Source organism: Kaustia mangrovi, from assembly GCF_015482775.1.
Classification (GTDB): Bacteria; Pseudomonadota; Alphaproteobacteria; order Rhizobiales; family Im1; genus Kaustia; species Kaustia mangrovi.
Map to the genome: position 1 here is coordinate 3,087,946 of NZ_CP058214.1, position 18,073 is coordinate 3,106,018.

General features: G+C 67.7%; 18 protein-coding genes. 5 read left to right on the forward strand and 13 right to left on the reverse strand.

Translation table 11 applies throughout. The features are described 5' to 3' along the window. Positions 1 to 4: 4 nt before the first annotated feature. The 3 genes from HW532_RS14350 to HW532_RS14360 all read right to left on the reverse strand — a co-directional run bounded on the left by HW532_RS14350 (position 5) and on the right by HW532_RS14360 (position 2,413). Positions 5 to 1,186: a low temperature requirement protein A gene (locus HW532_RS14350; protein WP_246479098.1), complete on the reverse strand. Its 1,182-nt coding sequence runs from the start codon at positions 1,184 to 1,186 to the stop codon at positions 5 to 7. 115 nt (positions 1,187 to 1,301) lie between these two features. Beyond that, positions 1,302 to 1,553, reverse strand: a complete 252-nt coding sequence (locus tag HW532_RS14355) for a hypothetical protein (RefSeq protein WP_213161121.1) — start codon at positions 1,551 to 1,553, stop codon at positions 1,302 to 1,304. Between the two features lie 80 nt (positions 1,554 to 1,633). Further along, a complete protein-coding gene (locus tag HW532_RS14360; RefSeq protein ID WP_213161122.1) occupies positions 1,634 to 2,413 on the reverse strand; it encodes an SDR family oxidoreductase in 780 nt (259 codons plus the stop codon). A 134-nt stretch (positions 2,414 to 2,547) separates the two neighbouring features. On the opposite strand from HW532_RS14360, the gene HW532_RS14365 reads away from it, so the two are divergent. Next, the gene (locus HW532_RS14365) at positions 2,548 to 3,480 is read left to right on the forward strand and encodes a LysR family transcriptional regulator (protein ID WP_213161123.1); all 933 of its coding nucleotides are present in this window, start codon (positions 2,548 to 2,550) and stop codon (positions 3,478 to 3,480) included. A gap of 157 nt (positions 3,481 to 3,637) precedes the next feature. Here HW532_RS14365 and HW532_RS14370 read toward each other — a convergent pair whose 3' ends face one another. The 3 genes from HW532_RS14370 to HW532_RS14380 all read right to left on the reverse strand — a co-directional run bounded on the left by HW532_RS14370 (position 3,638) and on the right by HW532_RS14380 (position 5,338). Beyond that, complete coding sequence (locus tag HW532_RS14370) at positions 3,638 to 4,084, reverse strand: hypothetical protein (RefSeq protein ID WP_213161124.1); 447 nt, start codon at positions 4,082 to 4,084, stop codon at positions 3,638 to 3,640. Between the two features lie 96 nt (positions 4,085 to 4,180). After that, entirely contained in the window at positions 4,181 to 4,471 is a 291-nt protein-coding gene (locus tag HW532_RS14375; protein ID WP_213161125.1) for a hypothetical protein, read from the reverse strand. A gap of 294 nt (positions 4,472 to 4,765) precedes the next feature. Continuing rightward, positions 4,766 to 5,338, reverse strand: coding sequence for a trimeric intracellular cation channel family protein (locus HW532_RS14380; RefSeq protein WP_246479974.1), 573 nt, complete (start codon positions 5,336 to 5,338; stop codon positions 4,766 to 4,768). A gap of 308 nt (positions 5,339 to 5,646) precedes the next feature. Between HW532_RS14380 and HW532_RS14385 the strand changes: the two genes are divergently transcribed. Beyond that, a complete protein-coding gene (locus tag HW532_RS14385; RefSeq protein WP_213161127.1) occupies positions 5,647 to 6,501 on the forward strand; it encodes an AraC family transcriptional regulator in 855 nt (284 codons plus the stop codon). Positions 6,502 to 6,520: 19 nt separating this feature from the next. Here HW532_RS14385 and acdA read toward each other — a convergent pair whose 3' ends face one another. The 4 genes from acdA to HW532_RS14405 all read right to left on the reverse strand — a co-directional run bounded on the left by acdA (position 6,521) and on the right by HW532_RS14405 (position 11,555). Beyond that, entirely contained in the window at positions 6,521 to 7,690 is a 1,170-nt protein-coding gene (gene acdA / locus HW532_RS14390) for a 3-sulfinopropanoyl-CoA desulfinase (protein WP_213161128.1), read from the reverse strand. A 28-nt stretch (positions 7,691 to 7,718) separates the two neighbouring features. Further along, a complete protein-coding gene (locus HW532_RS14395; RefSeq protein WP_213161129.1) occupies positions 7,719 to 8,876 on the reverse strand; it encodes a M24 family metallopeptidase in 1,158 nt (385 codons plus the stop codon). Positions 8,877 to 9,042: 166 nt separating this feature from the next. Further along, entirely contained in the window at positions 9,043 to 10,473 is a 1,431-nt protein-coding gene (locus tag HW532_RS14400) for an amidohydrolase (RefSeq protein ID WP_343068629.1), read from the reverse strand. After that, entirely contained in the window at positions 10,461 to 11,555 is a 1,095-nt protein-coding gene (locus HW532_RS14405) for an ABC transporter substrate-binding protein (protein WP_213161130.1), read from the reverse strand. Before HW532_RS14405 ends, HW532_RS14400 begins: the two co-directional genes overlap by 13 nt. 145 nt (positions 11,556 to 11,700) lie before the next feature. Between HW532_RS14405 and HW532_RS14410 the strand changes: the two genes are divergently transcribed. Next, complete coding sequence (locus HW532_RS14410; RefSeq protein WP_213161131.1) at positions 11,701 to 12,597, forward strand: LysR family transcriptional regulator; 897 nt, start codon at positions 11,701 to 11,703, stop codon at positions 12,595 to 12,597. Between the two features lie 7 nt (positions 12,598 to 12,604). Here HW532_RS14410 and HW532_RS14415 read toward each other — a convergent pair whose 3' ends face one another. Together HW532_RS14415 and HW532_RS14420 are read right to left on the reverse strand one after the other, a co-directional pair. Continuing rightward, positions 12,605 to 14,428: an ABC transporter permease subunit gene (locus HW532_RS14415; protein WP_213161132.1), complete on the reverse strand. Its 1,824-nt coding sequence runs from the start codon at positions 14,426 to 14,428 to the stop codon at positions 12,605 to 12,607. Positions 14,429 to 14,462: 34 nt separating this feature from the next. Then, positions 14,463 to 15,641 carry an ABC transporter ATP-binding protein gene (locus tag HW532_RS14420; RefSeq protein WP_246479101.1) on the reverse strand — a complete coding sequence of 393 codons (1,179 nt, stop codon included), beginning with the start codon at positions 15,639 to 15,641 and terminating at the stop codon, positions 14,463 to 14,465. A gap of 218 nt (positions 15,642 to 15,859) precedes the next feature. On the opposite strand from HW532_RS14420, the gene HW532_RS14425 reads away from it, so the two are divergent. Together HW532_RS14425 and HW532_RS14430 are read left to right on the forward strand one after the other, a co-directional pair. Further along, on the forward strand, positions 15,860 to 16,465 hold the full coding sequence (locus tag HW532_RS14425) for a YdeI/OmpD-associated family protein (RefSeq protein ID WP_246479115.1): 606 nt from the start codon (positions 15,860 to 15,862) through the stop codon (positions 16,463 to 16,465). 143 nt (positions 16,466 to 16,608) lie between these two features. Next, the gene (locus HW532_RS14430) at positions 16,609 to 17,373 is read left to right on the forward strand and encodes an HpcH/HpaI aldolase family protein (RefSeq protein ID WP_213161133.1); all 765 of its coding nucleotides are present in this window, start codon (positions 16,609 to 16,611) and stop codon (positions 17,371 to 17,373) included. 380 nt (positions 17,374 to 17,753) lie between these two features. Here the strand turns inward: HW532_RS14430 and HW532_RS14435 are convergent, their stop codons facing one another. Beyond that, entirely contained in the window at positions 17,754 to 18,062 is a 309-nt protein-coding gene (locus HW532_RS14435; protein WP_213161134.1) for a hypothetical protein, read from the reverse strand. Positions 18,063 to 18,073: the final 11 nt, after the last annotated feature.

An 18,073-nucleotide genomic window follows, 5' to 3' on the forward strand; every position in this document is an offset into this window, starting at 1 on the left:
CTCTCTACTCTTCGTGCCAGGGCTGGCGGGCGCCGGCGGCCAGCGCCAGCAGGACCAGGAGCACGCCCAGCCCCAGCGACAATCCGGACAGGTGCAGCGAGAAGACGGCCGCGCACCAGGCCGCAATCGCCGCCGCCGCGAGGAGATAGGGCAGCGGCACCCGCTTCGCCATCGTCCGGTGGAAGAGCGCGCTGCCTGCCAGGAACAGGACCGGGCCGGCCCCGGCGACGAGGACGGTCGGGAGGCGGGCCGCCTCGGCGGGGTGGGCCACGATCTGCTCGATCATGACCGCGACGACGATCGCGCCGCACACCATGATGCCATGCGCATAGGCAAGCCCCGCGCGGGCCATACGCGTATGGTCGGAGGCCTGGACGAAGGCGTGCTCGCCGGTCTCCGTTGTGTGGATGAAATAGAGCCACCAGAAGGCGACGATGATGAGAAAGCCGGTCGCCGCGGCCAGGATCACCGGCGCACCGAGCGGCTGGCTGACCAGCATGGCCCCCAGAAGCAGGATAGATTCGCCGAGCGCGATGATGAAGACCTGCTGGTTGCGCTCCAGGAGATGGGCGCCGCGAAGCGGCCAGGACTCCATCGGCGTAGAGCCGGCGCCCGGCAGCCAGAAGCCGGCATAGGGCGCCGCATAGTCGACCAGGACGGCGGCGAGCCACAGGCCGACCCGGGCCTCGGGCCAGACCACGCCGGCAATCCACAACAGGCCGGACAGGCCGCTCCACGCCCCGAGCTGGGCATAGTTGCGCCCCATCCGCCGGCCGCGGAACGCCAGCGCCATGTAGCCGGCGCGCAGCAGGCCCATGACGACATAGGCGCCGACGAACAGCGCCGCCCGGTCGGAATAGGCCGACGGCATCGCGATCGCCATGAGAAGCGCGCAGGCCATGAGCGCCACCATGAGCAGCCGGCCATTACGGTGATCGGGGTCGATCCAGTTGGTCGCCCAGGCCGTGTAGTTCCAGCCCCACCAGACCGCGGCGAACAGCGTCGCGGCCTCCAGCGCTCCGAGCCAGCTCTGGTGCGCCAGCAGGAAGTGCGAGAGCTGGATGATCGAGAAGACGTAAACGAGGTCGAAGAACAGCTCCATATTGGTGACGCGGGGCGTCTCGCCCTCGGGCAGGTCACGCAGGGCGTCCGTCGGAACGAGGCGGGCAAGAAGGGTCTGGCTCATGGTGCGATGCCGGTCCGGTGTGTCGTCCTTGGCCGTCAGCCTAACCCCGAAGGCCGTGTTCGCCGAAACGGCACGGTCCCGGGGCGCGGCGGGGTGTTCATGGGGGCGTGCCGTATCATCGTTTGCGGGCCAGAAACAGCGCGACCGCCACCGGCACGACGAAGATCACCGCGAAGATCGGCAGTTCCTCCATGAAGGAGTAGCCGGCCCGGGCAATGCCGATCCACATATTGATCGCGGCGCAGACGAACCAGACCGCGACGAAGGCCGGCAGCAGGCTGCGGACCGGGCGACCCGTCAGGCGGGCGAGAAGGACGGTGAGGGCCAGCAGCACCAGACCGCCCAGAATGACAAGAACCGTATGCATTGCGCACTCTCCTCTCCAGGAGCCGGGGAATGGGGGCGGCCATGGCGCAACGGGGGTCGCCGCCGCCATGGCCGTCCGTGTCACTTCGTCGTGTAGCCGCCATTGACGAGAATGGTCTGCCCGGTCATCCACCAGCCATCGGACACGAGGAAGCGGATCCAGGGCACGATATCCGCGATATCCGTCAACCCCGTCTTCGAATAGGGCGAAAGCGCCGCCGCCGTCTTGTGATAGGCCACCGCGTCCTCGCCCTCGGCGGGATAGAAGAATGGGGTGTCCATCGGCCCCGGCCCGATCGCCGTCACGGAAATGCCGCGCTCGCCGAATTCCCTGGAGGCGGCGCGGGTGAAGTGCTCGACCGGCGCCTTCAGTCCGGCATAGGCCGCATAGAACGGCGTATAGGCGCCGAGCAGCGAGGTCACGAGCGTGCAGATCCTGCCGCCGTCATTGACGTGCCGGCCGGCCTCCTTGAGGAAGAAGAAGGCCGATTTGGCATTCACCGCGCTCATCGTGTCGAACTCGTCCTCGGTGATCTCCGCCATGGGCTTCTTGAGCACCATGCCGACCGTGTTGACGGCGATATCCGGCCGGCCGACCGCGGCGACCGTGTCGGCGAAGAGCCTCTCCACCGCGCCCGCCGTCGTCAGATCGGCCTGGAAGGCGACGGCCTCCGCGCCGGCGGCCTTCACGGCGGCGACGGTCTCTTCGGCCGCCGGCCGGGTGGCGTCGCTGTTGTAGTGGATCGCCACAGCCTTCGCGCCGTGGTCGGCAAGATCGCGGGCGAGAAGGCCGCCCAGATTCTTCGCGCCCCCGGCAATGAGGACGACCTTTCCCTGAAGACTGTTCGTGTTCGCCGACATGTTCGGGTCCTTTCCGTGATGGTGCTGGGCCAGCAGAGGAGTGTTTGTGAGCAGGGACAGGATATTGATGGCTGAAACTGGATAAACCGGGCGTGCTTGACATCACCTGTCGAAAAATTCGAACAATTAAGCCCATGGACAAGGTTCGCCAGATGCAGGTCTTCATCCATGTGATGGAGAGCGGAAACTTCTCCAGGGCGGCGGAAGCGATGAACATGCCGCGCTCGACCGTATCCACGGTCATCCAGGCGCTGGAGGACCGGCTGGGAACGCAACTGATCCACCGCACCACCCGCCGGGTGACGCCGACCCATGACGGCCTGCGGTTTCTCGAGACGGCGCGGGAGCTCGTGGAGGCGGTCGAGGCCAGCGAGCGGATGTTCCGCCCGCGCCCTGCCCAGGCGACGGGCCGCCTGCGTGTCGACATGCCGAGCCGGATCGGGCGCCGGATCGTGATCCCGGCCTTGCCCGGATTCTTGGCCGCGCATCCGCGTCTCGATCTGGAGCTGAGCACGACCGACCGGATGGTCGACATGGTCGGGGAGGGCGTGGACTGCGTCGTCCGGGTCGGCGAGCTGGCCGATTCCGCCCTGGTGTGCCGCAAGCTGGGCGACATCGCGCTGATCAACTGCGCGAGCCCGGACTATCTCGCCCGCTACGGCACGCCCGAAGGGCTCGACGACCTGCCGCGCCACCATATGGTGAACTACGCCGTGCGCGCACCGTTTCCGGGGGCGGAATGGGAGTATGCCGACGGACGGGCGGTCCGCGCCGTGCCGATGGGAAGCCTGGTCACGGTGGACAATGCGGAGGCCTATATCGCCGCGGCCCGCGCCGGGCTGGGGCTGATCCAGATCCCTGAATTCGACGTTCGCGATCTGTTGGCGGAAGGGGCGCTTGTCGATGTCCTGGCGCGATACCGCCCGCCGGCCATGCCGCTGTCCTTCCTTTACGCGAGGCGCCGCAATCTGCCCGCGCGCATCAGGGTGTTCCAGAGCTGGATCGGCGACCTGCTGGTCGCGCGCGGCGTGTTGCCAGCGTCCGGCGGGGCGCGCGGCGGTCCGTGACGGCCACATGCCCCGATCTCTCCGGGACCGCTGGGGCCCGGACGGCGGTCGTATCCGGGGCGTGGGCGGATATCGCGTCGACATCGCCCAGCGCCCCTCTTGAAGGTCTCTGCCGTCTCTCACGGGGCAGTGTGCGGCGGCCTTGGCAGGCCCCGGATCACTCCCCGCTCTCGGCGGACTTGCAGGTGCCGTAGGCGGTCAGGACCGTATGATCGGATGCGGTGACGAAGGTCGTCTTGCCGCTGCTCATCGAGCTCTGAATCGTCCAGCCCACGGGACCGCTGACACCCTGCATGACGAGGCTGTCGCCCGCCTGGGCCAGGGCGCGGACCGTCGTGATATGCGGCAGTCCGCCCGGACCGGTGGCGGCGATGATGCGCTTCTCGAAATGGAAGAGGAAGCGGGCCGGCAGCGGCAGGTCGCCAAGATTGTCCGTCGGCTCGCAGGTCGACGCGTCCTTGCAGAGAACGGCCTTGTCGAAGGTGCAGGTGGCCGGGTGCGGGGCTGCCGCGCCCTCGGCTTCCTGGATCGCGTCCTCGGCCTGTGCGAGGCCGGCGGAGCCGATCAGGGCAGCCGCCGCGAGAAGAGGTGAAAGCTTGTGCATACTTCGGTTCCCCAAAAATACGGCGCGGTCCAGGCGAGAGACGTCGCACTTGCCGCGGGTGGGTTCGTCAGGCAGTCGATTGCCGATAGCGCGCGCTCAGCGCCGGCAGGGCGGATAGGGCGCATAGCCACAGGGCTGCGGTGCCGGATAGGCCGGATAGGCCGGGTAGTAGACAGGCGGCGGGGGCGGGGGATAGGCGCCGTAATAGTAATACTTGGCCCTGGGGTGGCTCTTCTTCGTGGAGCTGAGCGCCGCGCCCAGCACGGCACCGCCGACCAGCGCGCCCACGACGGATCCTGTGTGGCTGTGATGCGCCCTGGCCTGTGTCGGGGCGAGCGCGACGGCAGACGAGGCCAGCACGCCTGCCACCGCGAAAACACCGATCATCTTCCGACTCATTGATAGGTTCCCCTTCTTCACGTCATATCGGATGGGCAAGACGGGGGCGGGCGCCCCTCATACAGAGCTTTCCCCCGTATATGCCTCATGGATGCTCGTAAAGAATATATCAGCCATGGATTATCGCAAATAATTTCCACAACAAGCTGAAGTCATGATGATTTTCTGACAGAATATAATGTATATAGATTGGATTTTGATAGTATGAATTTATTTGGAAAATGAAAATAAAGCTATGTTCCATCGAGTGTTTCTGACGGAGTGGGCGGCGGCTGGGCCGAACTAGTGAAGGTCGCTGGTATAGACGAATTTCGGCATGCTCCAGCCAAAGCGCAGGGCCAGCAGTCTGAGGGTCAGGCCGACCGCCATCGCGGTAAATGTCGCCACACCGTGGTCCAGGCCGATCCATTGCCCGGTCACATAGAGCGTCCCCGTGACCACCGAGATCGTCGCGTAGAGCTCGGTCCGGAACAGCAGCGGGATATCGTTGCAGAGAATGTCGCGGATGACGCCGCCGACGCAGCCGGTGATCATGCCCGAGGCGATGACGACGATGAACGGCATGCCGAGATCGGTCGCGACATTGCAGCCGATGATGGTGAACAGCACCAGCCCCACCGCGTCGAGGAACAGGAACAGGCGGCGCAGGTGATCCACGATGCGGGCAATCGCGATCGTGGCGAGCGCGGCCCCGCCCGTGATGATCAGGTATGACGGGTGCTGGACCCAGGTCAGGGGGTGGTGATCGAGCAGCACGTCGCGCACGGATCCTCCGCCGAGCGCGGTCGCGCAGCCCAGCAGGAAGACGCCGACCCAGTCCATGCTCCGCCGGCCGGCCGCCAGGGCCGCCGTCATCGCCTCTGCGACAATCGCGACAATAAAGAGCACGTGAAGGATCAGATCGGAGACATCCGCCGTGTTCAAGTCATTCCCCCCGAATTGCTGGGCCCGGACCATGCCCGTCAGCCTGCCACAGCCATGCGCTCCGGACGAAGAGAGATTTTCACGGGGCACACGCGATCTCTCCGGGCCCGGGGCACTGTATAGGGCCGCGGCAAAACCATTGCCCGATGAGTTTTTGACAATATGCTGTGTTTTTATGGCGACGTCTTATGGGGAACGGCGGCGCCGGCGACGGACAAGACTTGACCCGGAGGGGCGGAATGGGAGGGTTGCTCAAGGACATCCCGGATCACTGGGGAAGCAAGTTCGAGGGGCCGACCGGCGCGGTGACCAGAACGCAGACCGGGCCCAACGAGATCGCGTTCATCGCGCCATCCCACATGGCCCTGATCATGTTCTCCACCCAGCCCGGCCGGGAGATCGCGCTGAACAGCGACCGCAGGGCGATCGGGACCGCGCCCGTCGGCTCCGTGGAGCTCGTTCCGGCCGGCGCGGAGCTGTTCGCGCGCTGGCGGGTGGCCAAGGAGAACCTGCTGGTGGCCATGGACGATGCGCGGCTGACCCGGCTCGCCGGACTGGAGTTCGAGACCGATACGTTCGAACTCATGCCCCCGAGGCTCGGCCATGTCGACGACCGGGGCCTGATGCTCGCCCAGCTCATCCGCGACGAGGTCCTTCGCGGCGGGATGGCCAACGAGGACTGTATCGACAGCCTGCTGACCGTGTTCGGGATCTATCTCCTCCGGCAGTACTCGTCCGTCAGGGCGCGCACGCCGGCCGTGCTCACGGGCGGCCTGGCCGCCGGCGCGTGGCGGGAGGTGAACGACTATATCCAGGCCCATCTGTCGGAGAAGATCTCGGTCAGCGACATGGCCCGGATCGCGGGGCTGTCGCCGAGCCACTTCCTGCGGGCCTTCCGCCGCACGACCGGCCAGCCGCCCCACCAGTTCCTGCTCGCGGCGCGTCTCGACCGTGCGCGCGACCTCATCGTCGCGAGCGACATGCCCTTCGGCCTGATCGCCAAACTCTCCGGCTTCAACAGCAACAGCCACATGACCGCGACCATGCGCAGGGTGTGGCAGACGACGCCGAGCGAGCTCCGGCGGCGCGGATAGGCCGCAAGAGCCCGCACGATCACGGCCGGTCCTGCCGGAACTTCCGTCCGAGAACGGACGAGGCGACCTGGTTGCGGAGCATCTGGACCGTTCCGCCGCCGATGGTGAACATCCTGGCGTCGCGCACCATCCTCTCCAGCGGGCGGTTGCGCGAATAGCCCATGGCGCCATGGATCTGCAGCGCGTCGTTGGTCACCGAGATCGCGGTCTCCGAGGCCAGGATCTTCGCCTGCGCGGCCTCGTGCATGTCCGGGAACCCGCTGCCGGCGTTGACCGCGGCCTTGTAGATCAGCGCCTGGGAGGCGGCCAGCGCGACCGACATGTCGGCCAGCATCCATTGCAGCCCCTGGAACTCCGCGATCGGGCGTCCGAACTGACGGCGCTCGCGGGCATGGTCGCAGGCAAGCTCGAAGGCGCCCTGCGCGATGCCGTGCGCCACGGTGGCCGCCCCCACGCGCTGGCCGTTATAGGCGCCCATCAGCGCCGCGAAGCGGGAGGAGGCGCCGTCCGGGCGGGGGACGACCATGTCGTCGGGAACGAACATGTCGTCGAAATGGACACGCGTCTCCGGAATGCCGCGCAGACCCATCGCCGGCTCCCGCTCGCCGGTGCGCAGGCCGTCCGTCTCGCCCCGGAAGGCCAGGAAGCCGCCAATATCGGAGGTCCCGTCCTCCTCAGCGATCCGGGCGAAGACGAGATGGGTCCTCGACACGCCGCCGCCCGTGATCCAGTGCTTCGTGCCGTTCAGGACATAGCCGCCGCCGGTCCGTTTGGCCGTCGTGCGCATCTCGGTCGCCGCCGAGCCCGCATCGGGTTCGGTGATGCAGATGGCGGGCTTGTCGCCGGCAAGGACGAGCCCGGCCACCTTCTGCTTCTGGCGCTCGGTGCCATAGGCCATGACCGCGCCGACGGCGCCCATATTGGCCTCCACGGCGATGCGCGCGGAGACCCCGCAATTGCGGGCGAGCTGCTCGATGACGAGCACCGCGTCGAGCGCGCCGAGCCCCCGGCCGCCGAGCGAGGCCGGAACGGTCATCCCCATGAACCCGGCCTCCACGAGCGCCTCGACAGTGTCGAAGGGGTAGCGTTCGCTGCAATCCACCTCGCAGGCGCGCCGCCGCAGATGATCGTCGGAAAGCGCGGCGGCACGCGCCTGGAGAGCCTGCTGGTCGCGGGTCAGGGGAAACATTGTCGTGTCCTTTCGGCGGTTGGTCCCGTCAGGCATCCTTGACGAAGAGCTCTCTGGGCAGCTCGGTCAGGGAGACCGGCCCGTCCTTCGTTATCTTGACGGTCTCGCTGAACACATAGCCGTCCTCCGGCTCCCAGATCCCGATGATGAGATGGAAGACCATGCCGGGGACGAGCTCCGTCTCGTCGTCCGGCTGCAGGCTCGCCCCGCCATCCGTCCAGTCGATGCCGAGCGAATAGCCGATGCGCGATTCCTTGCGCACGCCGTGTCGCGAGAAGCGGCTGTCGAACGCCCGCGCGACATCCCCGCAGGTCTTGCCGGGTCTGAGCGTTTCGAAGGCGGCGAGGAAGCCGTCCAGCACGGCATCGTGAACGGTGCGGAGCCGTTTCGGCGGTTCGCCGAGAAAGACGGTCCTCGACAGCGCGCAGCAATAGCGGTGGCGGAACGCGCCGAGCTCGAAATTGGTCTGCAGCCCGCCCCGATAGGACCCGTCGCTCCATTTCAGGTGCGGCGCGTTGGCGACGGGCGCGACCGGCATGGTGGGCGTCTTCGTCGGGCCGCCGGGAACCTCCGGCGTGCCGGCGCACAGGCGCTGCATGATCGTGGCGGCGACGTCGCATTCGCGCGCGCCGGTCCGGATCGCGGCCATGCCCTCCAGCATCGCGCGGTCCACGATGCGCGCGGCCTCCTCCTGATAGGCCAGCTCGCGGTCCGACTTCGTCTTCTTCAGCACGGAGACCAGCCCGTCGGCGTCGACGAGGGAGGCGGTGTCCAGCCCCGCCCCGAGCTCGGCATGCTGCTTGACGCCGAAGCCGGTCGCGGTCAGCTCGCAGCCGATCCGCCCCGACGCGCCGAGCCCCGAGGCGGTCTGCGCGATATGCGTCCAGGGCGAGCCGGAGGCCGACGCGATCAGGGCTTCCGGATAGGCCAGGATGTGTCCGTCGGGCAGCCAGCAGGTCGCCGTCGCGCAGTGGATGTCCATCTCTCTCAGGATCAGGGCGGGGGTATCGGACGCTTTCGTGACCAGGGCCGCCTGGGGTACGTAGTCCGAATAGCCCTCATATCCGGTGAGATAGTTGATGTTGGATTCGGTGAGCACCAGCAGCGCGTCCATGCCCGCGGCATCCATCAGCTCGTGAAGGTTTCTCACGCGTGTCCTGTATTCGGAGATCTCGAAGGCGGGCATGGTCGGGTCCTCTCTCTTTGTCATAGGAGCCGCACGGGAATCGCGGCTGGCGGGGTGTACGCGGCCCTCCGGCCGGCAGCCGGCGCGCGGGGCCTTGTGTTATCGGGTCTGTCGGATGCCGGCCGGCGCGTCCCGCGATCTGCGCGGGCGGTCCGGCGGCGGGAGGTCACTGGCTTGCGTAGGGCGGGTCGGTCACGTCCGAGACGGGGTTCCGGAACGTCTCCCGGCTCGTGAAATCCTCATGGTCGGCCTTCGCGCGATCCAGTTGCGACGGCTCGGCCAGAAGCCGGAAGGCGAGGCCGGCCATGGCCTTGGCGGCATGGACGAGCCCCTTGTGGGCGGCGCCGGCCTTGCCCTGCGCGACGAGTTGCCAGGAATGGCCGGGCGTCCCCGCCGCATAGCACGCCACCTTGCACTGCACCGTGGGCACCACCCAGCTCACGGTTCCGACATCGGTGGAGCCGTAGCCCTGGACATGCGGCTGCCGGGGGGAGACCTCGGTGCACAGCACCTCGCCGTCCCTCCGGCAAAGGCCGTTGCGCCGGTAGTCCCGGTCGATCTGGCCGTCGGGAAAGGTCCGGCCGATCTCCGCGGCGAAGGCCCTGTCCCCGTCGTCGAAGGGCGGGGCGCCGAGATGGGTGAGCGTGTCGAGCATCAGCGCCTCGAGCGTCGGATTGCCGACAAGATTGGCCTCGCCGCTGAGCTGCTTCCACCTCACCGAGGTCTCCGTCATCGTCGCCGCGCCGCGTGCGACCTCGCAGACCCGCGCGAAGAGCGACCACATCTCCTCCAGCGTCGCGCCGCGCACGATGTAGCGCACGCGCGCATGGGGCTGGACGACATTGGGCGCCGTGCCGCCGGTATCGACGACGGCATAGTGGACGCGCGCGCTGGCCGGCATGTGCTCGCGCAGATAGTTGACGCCGACATTCATGAGCTCGACCGCGTCGAGCGCGCTGCGCCCGTCCTGCGGGGCCATGGCGGCATGGCTCGCCCGGCCCTCGAAGGCGAATTCGGCCTCCAGGCAGGCGAGCGAGTTCGCCTCGATCACGCCCGTGAAGGCGGAGGGGTGCCAGCACAGCGCGGCATCCACATCGTCGAACAGGCCGGCCTTGACCAGGAAGCTCTTCCCCGAGCCGCCTTCCTCCGCCGGACAGCCGACATAGCGCACGCGCCCCTCCATCCCGGTCTCCCGCAGGCAGTCGGCAAGGGCGGCCGCGGCGAGCAGGGAGGCCGCGCCGAGCATGTTGTGCCCGCAGCCATGCCCGTTCGCCCCATGGGCCACCGGCATCCGTTCCGCACGGCCCGCCTGCTGGCTGAGGGCGGGAAGGGCGTCGTACTCGCCGAGGAACGCGATGACGGGGCCGCCCGCGCCGGCCTCGCCGAGGAGGGCGGTCGGGAGGCCCGCCGTGCCCTCGCTGACAGCGAAGCCGTTCCGGCGCAGCACCTCCGCATGCAGGCGGCTGCTCTGGCGTTCCTCGTAGTTGAGCTCCGGCGTCTCCCAGACCCGGTCGCTCAGCGCGATGTGGTCCGGCGCCCTGCGCTCGACGGAGCGGCACACCAGGTCGAGACGGTCCATGGCGGCTACAGCACCCATTCGTTCCACCGCTGGATGAGGTGTTCGACATTGGTGCGTCCGTCGGCCTGCGTCTCGTTGTACCAGGAGGCCTGGATCGGCACGGAGTCCACGACATAGTCGGGATGGCTCGCAAGCTGCCTCGCGCGCTCCTCCGGGATCGACCGGTAGGCGTCGAGATTGCTCGGCCCGTAGGGGATGAGCTGCGCGAATTCGGCCTGGCGGTCGGCGCGGGTGGCGAACTGGATGAAGCGCTGCGCCGCCTCCAGATTGGGCCCGCCCTTGGGGATCATCCAGTAGTCCCAGTTGAGCTTCGCCTGGTTGCGCACGATCTCCAGCGGCGCGCCCTGATTGACGAGCAGCATGGCCCGGCCGTCATAGGAGTTGGTGACGTCGAAGGCGCCGTCATGCATGATCTGCTGGATTTCCGACCCGACGGTCCACCAGCGCCGGATCTGCGGCTTGATCCGGTCGAGGCTCCCGAAGATCCGGTCGATATCCATCGGGTAGATATCCTGCGGCGCGACGCCGGAGGCCATCAGCGCCTCCTCCCACGGGCCTTCCGTCCCGGACCGCCCCGAGATCAGCGTCCGCGTGCCGGGAAACCGCTCGACATCCCAGTAGTCGGCCCAGCTTTGCGGGCGCGGCGCGCCGTCGGGAAAGGTCTTGGTGTTGACCACCATCACATAGGAGTAGACCAGCGCGGCCACGCCCCACGGCTTCTTGGCGAAATCGGTCAGCCCGGCGAGCTGGTCCTCGCCATAGAGCGAGTAGTCGATATCCTCCAGAACGCCCTTCCTGGCGAGCGTCTCCGCGCCGGACTGGCCGTAGCTGATGACATCCACGGTGACGTTGCCCGACCGCGCCATCAGCTCCACCTGGGCGAGGTTCACCTGGTCGGTGATGGCGGTGACCTGGATACCCGTCTCTTCCTGGAAGGGTTCGACATAGGCCGCGATATTGGCCTTGCCCCAGTCGCCGCCGCCGACGAGGACGCGAAGCTCGCCGCCGCTTCCCGCGCCGAGCGCGGGCATTGGCAGGGCCGAGGATGCGGCAAGCGCCGCACCGGTTCCCAGGAACTGCCGCCGTGTCGTATGTTTCATGATGGCTCTCCCCATTGGACTGTTCCGTTCCAAGGGGACGCTAGGCGGCCATTCGTTATTTCGTCTAATGATGATGCTGTATCGTTGTCATTCGCCGGACAAATGATAGGATGCGCCGATACACTCGACGGGGAGGTCGAGGCCCGTGGCGGGACGGCATATAGATCTGAATCTGCTGAGAATCTTCGACGTCGTCATGCTGGAGCGGAACATGACGCGCGCCGCCGTGCGCCTGAACATGACGCAGCCGGCCGTCAGCAATTCCATCCAGCGCCTGCGCGAGGTCCTGGCCGACGATCTCTTCCTCAAGGTCGCGGGCGGCGTGGTCCCCACGACCAGGGCGGAGGCGATCTGGCCGACCGTGCGCGCCTCGATCCAGTCGCTGTCGCAGACCCTCGATCCGGCGCTCTTCGACCCGTCCATGGCACGGGTGTCGTTCCGCATCGCCATGTCGGACTATGTGGCCTCCGAGCTCATCCGCCCGCTGGCCGGAACTCTGTTCAGAACGGCGCCGGGCCTGTCCATCGTCCTGCACCAGAACATGTTGGACAATGTCGTTCCCGATCTGACCGAGGGCCAGATCGACCTGGCGGCGGGCGTCATTCCCCACCAGGGAGACCGCATCCGCTCGATTCTCCTGAAACCGCTCACCTATGTCTGCGCCATGCGCAGGGGGCATCGCCTCGCCAGGGGCAAGCTGACATTCGACAAGTTCATGGAGGCGCGCCACCTGGAGGTCAGCCTCTCCGGGCGCCACAGCCTGATCGACAGATATCTCACCGACCGGGGCATGCACCGGGATATCGCCCTGACGATCAACCAGTTCGCGCTGGCCCCGGATCTGCTTTGCGAGACCGACCTGATCGCGATCCTGCCGACCGAGACCGTCCTGAACGCGGCGAACAGTTCCGAGCTCTATGCGACGCGGCCGCCGATCCCGGTCTACGAGGACTCCGTCTCGCTGCTCTGGCACGAGCGCAATGACGATGTCCCCGCCCACCGGTGGTTCCGGGAACAATTGCTCCGGCACTTCGAGCAGTAGGCCGGCCTCATTTGCGGCGGTCGGCGGTGAACCGCAGGCCGATCAGTCCCAGCACCGGCACCAGAAGCAGCATGGTCGAGACCGCGGCGATGGTGGGATTGATCTGGTGGCGTATGTCCTCCCACATCTTCATGGGAAGCGTCTTCTCGCCGAAGCCGCCGATGAACGTCGCCACGACCACCTCGTCGAAGGAATGGATGAAGGCGAAGATGGCGCCCGCGACGATGCCGTACTGGATGAGCGGCAGGGTGATGCGCCGGAATGTCGTGACCGGGCCTGCGCCCATGGACATCGCCGCGCGCTCCAGGCGGCGGTCGAAGCCGGCGAGCGTGGCGCAGACGATGATGACGACATAGCTTATGCCGCCCAGCGTATGGGCGAGGATCAGGCCGAGATCCGTGCCGATCAGCCCCCAGCCCACGAAGCCGCCATAGAGCGCGACGCCGACGACGATGATCGGGACGATGATCGGCGCCAGCAGCAGCGGCATCATATAGCGCCCGAGGCGCGGGTGCCTGTCGAGCGCGTAGGCCGCCATGATCCCGAGCCCGCAGGACAGGGCCGTGCTCGCCAGCGCCACGAAGACGCTCTGGCCCAGCGCGGAGGTCCATGAGCGGTCGGCGAAGAAATCCTCGTACCATCTCAGCGACAGCCCGGAGGGCGGGAAGGACAGGAAGGGATCGCTGCTGAACGACATGACCAGCACGATCAGGCTCGGCAGGATCAGGAAGAACAGGCCGGCCGCCGCATAGGCGATCACCAGGGCCGGGCGCACCCGCATGAGCAGATCGCGGCGGTAGAGCGCCCTGCGCCACGCCGACCGCCTGAGGCCGGAGGCCGCCCGCGTCACGCCGGTGGACGCGGAGACGCGCGAGACCGCCTTGCGCACAAGGCCGGCGGCCATCGCCGCGAGCCCGGCTGTCCGGCGGTCCGCCCCGCCCGCGATCAGGCCGCTGCGCGCGGAGGTGAAATCGGCCCCGAAGAGCAGCAGGAACCCGGCGGTGACGAGCAGCAGGACGAAGGCCGCGGCAGCGGCCAGCCGGAAGTTCATGGCCTGGGAAACCTGGATCTCGATGAGCTGCGACAGGAGCACGTCCGACAGGCCGCCGAGGGCGGCCGGCGTGATGTAGAAGCCGATCGCCAGGATGAAGACGAGGATGGATCCGCTCTTGATGCCCGGGACCGTCAGGGGAAGGAACACGCGGACAAAGGCGCGCACCGGCCCCGCCCCCATGCTCTTGGCGGCGGGCACGAGGCGGTCGTCCAGGCCGTTCATGACGCTGAGGATCGGAAGCACCATGAAGGGCAGCATGATGTGGACCATGCCGATATAGGCCCCGAGCGAGGTATAGAGGATCTGGACCGGCGCGTCCGTCAGGCCGAGGACGATGAGGGTCTTGTTGATGACGCCGCCGTCGCCGAGCATGACGATCCAGGCATAGGTCCGCACCAAGAGGCTGGTGAGGTAGGGGACGACGACCAGCAGCAGCATCACGGTCCGCCACGCGCCCGACGACATGGCGATGGCGTAGGCGAGGGGGAAGCCGAGCACGAGACAGATCCCGGTGACCGCGAAGCCGGCGGTCACGGTTCTGACAAGCACCTGGAAATAGCCGCCCTGCGAGAAGAACTGGCGGTAGCTCGCGACCGTGATGTCCGGATAGCCGATGCTGGCGAGGAACAGCTCGCCCATCGGCAGGATGAAGAAGGCGGCGATGAAGCAGACGGCGGGCGCGACGAGCAGGGCGGAGCTCGCCGACGGGCGCCCCAGGCGCTGGAACAGGCCTGCGAACGCCCCGCGTGCGCGGCTCCCGGCAATGGCGGTGGTCATGGGCATTTCCTTTCGTCGGTCCCGGCCGGCAGCCCTATCGCAGGGCCACGAAATCGTCGGCGAACCAGCTCAGCGTGACCTCGTCGTGGAGCTGGAACCGGCGCTCGCCGGGACCCGACATCCTCTTGGCGACGAACTGCGCGGGCCCCGCATCGATCACATAGCGCGTCATCTGGCCGAGATAGATGGCCTCGCGGATCCGGCCGTCGATCCGGACGCGGCCCAGCTCGGGTTCGTGGCCGTGCCCCTGTCCCCGTTCCTGTCCCTGTGGCCCGGCGGCCAGGTCCATCGCGATCTTCTCCGGGCGGACGGCGGCGCATGAGGGGGCCTCGCCGTCCGGCGCCCAGCCCGGCGGGCACGCCATGGCGACGGCCCCGTCCTCCGACCGGAAACAGGTGCGCGCGCCGGCGGTCTCCACCCGGCCCGGGACGATGTTGACGTCGCCCACGAACTCCGCGACGAAGCGCGTCTTCGGCCTCTCATAGAGCTCGACAGGCGTGCCGGTCTGCTGGATCCGCCCCTCGTTCATCACGACGATGCGGTCCGACATCGTCAGGGCCTCCTCCTGATCGTGCGTCACATAGAGCACCGTCAGCTTCAGGGACTCCTGGATATGCTTGATCTCCAGCTGCATCTCCTCGCGCAGGTTCTTGTCCAGCGCCCCGAGCGGCTCGTCCATCAGCAGAAGCGGCGGGTCGGCGACGAGCGCCCGGGCGAGCGCGACGCGCTGCTGCTGGCCGCCGCTGAGCTGGTCGGGATACCGCCCCTGGAACCCGTCCAGCCGGACCATGGTGAGGGCGTCCGCCGTCTTGCGGGCGATATCGCCGCGCGCCATGCCCCTCGTCTCGAGCGGAAAGGCGAGGTTCTGCTCGATGGTCATGTGGGGAAACAGCGAATAGCTCTGGAAGACGATGCCCTGGTCGCGCCGATAGGAGGGCACCTTGGAGACGTCCCGGCCATTGATCAGCACATGGCCCCGGCTCGGAAAGGCGAAGCCGGCGAGCAGCATCAAGGATGTCGTCTTGCCGGAGCCGCTGGGGCCCAGAAGCGTCAGGAACTCCCCCGGACGGATCGCGAGCTCGAAGTCCTTCAGCGCGTCAAACGCCCCGTAGGATTTCGTTACCCCGCTGAACGCGACGTCCGCGCCGCGCACGGGCGCGCCCCGGTCGATTGCGCCGCCGCTGCGGGCGGTATCGGTTGCAAGCTGTTCCAAATGCGATGCCCTCCTTCCGGGAGTTCCGAATGTCGAACCCACGCCCCCCGAGCCCTTGCGCGGGCTTCTGGGCGACAAGTTGAGGGCAGCGACGGGAAGACTGTCCAATCACCGATCGGGATGAAGGCCATAACGGTGAGTGATCTTGCCGATCCCGCCGTCGATGCTCCGTGGACACAGGGCGGACGCTGCGTCACAATCCGCGCCGGATCGAAGCCATGTCGCGGGAGCCGGCGATGAACGAGGCGGATGCCAGGGTCGAGGCCTTCTATGGCGGAGCGGACAGGTGGCGGGACGAGCTGGCGGCGCTGCGGGTGATCCTCCTCGACTGCCCCGTGACCGAGACGTTCAAGTGGCGCTCGCCCTGCTACACGGCCGAGGGCGGCAATGTCGCCGCCGTCTGGTCGCTGAAGGAGAGCTGCACCCTGTCCTTCTTCAAGGGCGTGCTGCTGAAGGACACGGACGGCATCCTCGCAGCCCCCGGGGACAATTCGCGCTCGATGCGGCTGGTCCGGTTCGCGAGCCTTGCCGAGATCGCCGGGATGGAACCCGTCCTGAAGCGCTATGTCCACGAGGCCGTCGCGCTGGAGAAGGCCGGGCTCAAGGTGGATTTCGGCAAGGACAAACCCGTGCTGCCCGACGAGCTCACCGAGCGGTTCGCCCGCGACCCGGAACTGAAGGCCGCGTTCGAGGCCCTGACGCCGGGGCGGCAGAGGGGGTATGCGCTCCACTTCTCCCAGGCCAGGCAGTCGAAGACGCGGATATCGCGGATCGAGAAATGCGCGCCGAGAATCCTCGATGGCAAGGGATTGCACGACCGGTGAGCCCTCCGGCGAACACGGGGCGTCGAGGGCGGCGTTCCGTCTTGCTTTCGGCCCGGCGGGGTGGGTAGGATCGTGCCGCCTTCCCCATGCGGCACGGCGTCCTGCCCGCCGCTTATCCATCGCTCAAGACCCCTCGAGGCGCCATGGACATCTCCAGAAACTCCTTCAAGGCCGCGCTCGGCGCCGGCAAGGTCCAGCTCGGCATCTGGAGCTGCCTGTGCAGCCCGCTCGTCTCCGAGCTCCTGGCGCAGTCCGGCTTCGACTGGATCCTGTTCGACGGCGAGCATTCCCCGGTCGAGATCGCCGATCTCCTGCCCCTGCTCCAGGCGGCCTCGGGGGGCACGGCCTCGCTTGCCGTGCGCCCGCCCTGGAATGACCGCGTGCTGATCAAGAAGGTGCTCGACCTCGGTGCGCAGACCGTGCTCGTCCCCTTCGTGGAGACGGCGGAGGAGGCGCGGGACGCCGCGCGGGCCTGCTGGTATCCGCCCGCCGGGGTGCGCGGCGTGGCGAGCGCGACGCGGGCCGGCGGCTTCGGCCGGATCGCCGATTATTTCCACAAGGCCAATGACGAGATGTGCGTGCTGGTCCAGGTGGAAACCGCCGGTGCCCTGGCGCGGCTCGACGAGATCGCGCGGGCCGACGGCGTCGACGGCGTGTTCATCGGGCCCTCCGACCTCGCCGCCTCCATGGGCCATCTCGGCAATCCGGGCCATGGGGAGGTTCAGGAGGCGATCCGCGAGGCCGCCGGCGCGATCCGCAAGGCCGGAAAGGCGCCGGGCATCCTCGCCACCTCCGCCGCCGACGCGCAGAAATATGTCGACTGGGGCTATCTCTTCGTCGCCTGCTCGCTCGATGTGCGCATCCTCGCCACGGGCCTCGACGGCCTGCTGAAGGACATGGGCCGGTAGCCGCCAGCACCCGCCGCAGTGCTTTGCGAGCGGCCGGTCCGGCGACGGTCCGGCCCCCTCCTCGTCGTCGAGACCGGCCCTTTGTCCTCGTCGTCCGGTCCGGCTCGCCTCTTCGTCACCGCGTCCGCCCCTCTTTCCTTGTCATCCGCCCTGACCTCTCTCCGTCATCCCCGCGAAAGCGGGGATCCATCGGCCTGACCTCTCTCCGTCATCCCCGCGGAAGCGGGGATCCATGTCTCGGGGGGTGTTTATGGATCCCCGCTTTCGCGGGGATGACGGACGGTGCGGAGTGACGGACAGCGCGCGATGACGGATGGCGCGGACAGAGTGGGGATGACGGACGGCACCGGACTGGCGGCCAGCAAAACGCGCCGGGCGCTTCAGGGCAGGTCGAGCGCCTGGTAGCGGTCGCGGATTTCCGTGCAGGTCTCGATGGAATATCCCGAGCGCTGCGATTCGGCGTGCTGCTCGAGCCCCATAGCGAACAGGATCATGCGGACCGAGCGGTCCCGGTCGCCCGCGGAGACCCGGTCGATCCACTGCGCGACCCGTTCGGCGTCGCGCTGGGTGTCGATGTTGCAGGCGGCCGCCCGGCCGAGGATCGAGGCATAGACGCCGAGCCGTTCCGTCGTGTGCTCGCCGCCATCCCAGGCGCCGGTCGACAGGCCGAGTGCGGTCGCGAATGTCAAAGCAACATATT

Coding starts and splice junctions, on each gene's coding strand:
- HW532_RS14415 (WP_213161132.1), bottom strand. CDS start 14,428: ATGACCACCGCCATTGCCGGGAGCCGCGCACGCGGGGCGTTCGCAGGC.
- HW532_RS14405 (WP_213161130.1), bottom strand. CDS start 11,555: ATGAAACATACGACACGGCGGCAGTTCCTGGGAACCGGTGCGGCGCTT.
- HW532_RS14385 (WP_213161127.1), top strand. CDS start 5,647: ATGGGAGGGTTGCTCAAGGACATCCCGGATCACTGGGGAAGCAAGTTC.
- HW532_RS14425 (WP_246479115.1), top strand. CDS start 15,860: ATGTCGCGGGAGCCGGCGATGAACGAGGCGGATGCCAGGGTCGAGGCC.
- HW532_RS14400 (WP_343068629.1), bottom strand. CDS start 10,473: ATGGGTGCTGTAGCCGCCATGGACCGTCTCGACCTGGTGTGCCGCTCC.
- HW532_RS14365 (WP_213161123.1), top strand. CDS start 2,548: ATGGACAAGGTTCGCCAGATGCAGGTCTTCATCCATGTGATGGAGAGC.
- acdA (WP_213161128.1), bottom strand. CDS start 7,690: ATGTTTCCCCTGACCCGCGACCAGCAGGCTCTCCAGGCGCGTGCCGCC.
- HW532_RS14395 (WP_213161129.1), bottom strand. CDS start 8,876: ATGCCCGCCTTCGAGATCTCCGAATACAGGACACGCGTGAGAAACCTT.
- HW532_RS14370 (WP_213161124.1), bottom strand. CDS start 4,084: ATGCACAAGCTTTCACCTCTTCTCGCGGCGGCTGCCCTGATCGGCTCC.
- HW532_RS14355 (WP_213161121.1), bottom strand. CDS start 1,553: ATGCATACGGTTCTTGTCATTCTGGGCGGTCTGGTGCTGCTGGCCCTC.
- HW532_RS14375 (WP_213161125.1), bottom strand. CDS start 4,471: ATGATCGGTGTTTTCGCGGTGGCAGGCGTGCTGGCCTCGTCTGCCGTC.
- HW532_RS14430 (WP_213161133.1), top strand. CDS start 16,609: ATGGACATCTCCAGAAACTCCTTCAAGGCCGCGCTCGGCGCCGGCAAG.
- HW532_RS14360 (WP_213161122.1), bottom strand. CDS start 2,413: ATGTCGGCGAACACGAACAGTCTTCAGGGAAAGGTCGTCCTCATTGCC.
- HW532_RS14380 (WP_246479974.1), bottom strand. CDS start 5,338: ATGACGGCGGCCCTGGCGGCCGGCCGGCGGAGCATGGACTGGGTCGGC.
- HW532_RS14350 (WP_246479098.1), bottom strand. CDS start 1,186: ATGAGCCAGACCCTTCTTGCCCGCCTCGTTCCGACGGACGCCCTGCGT.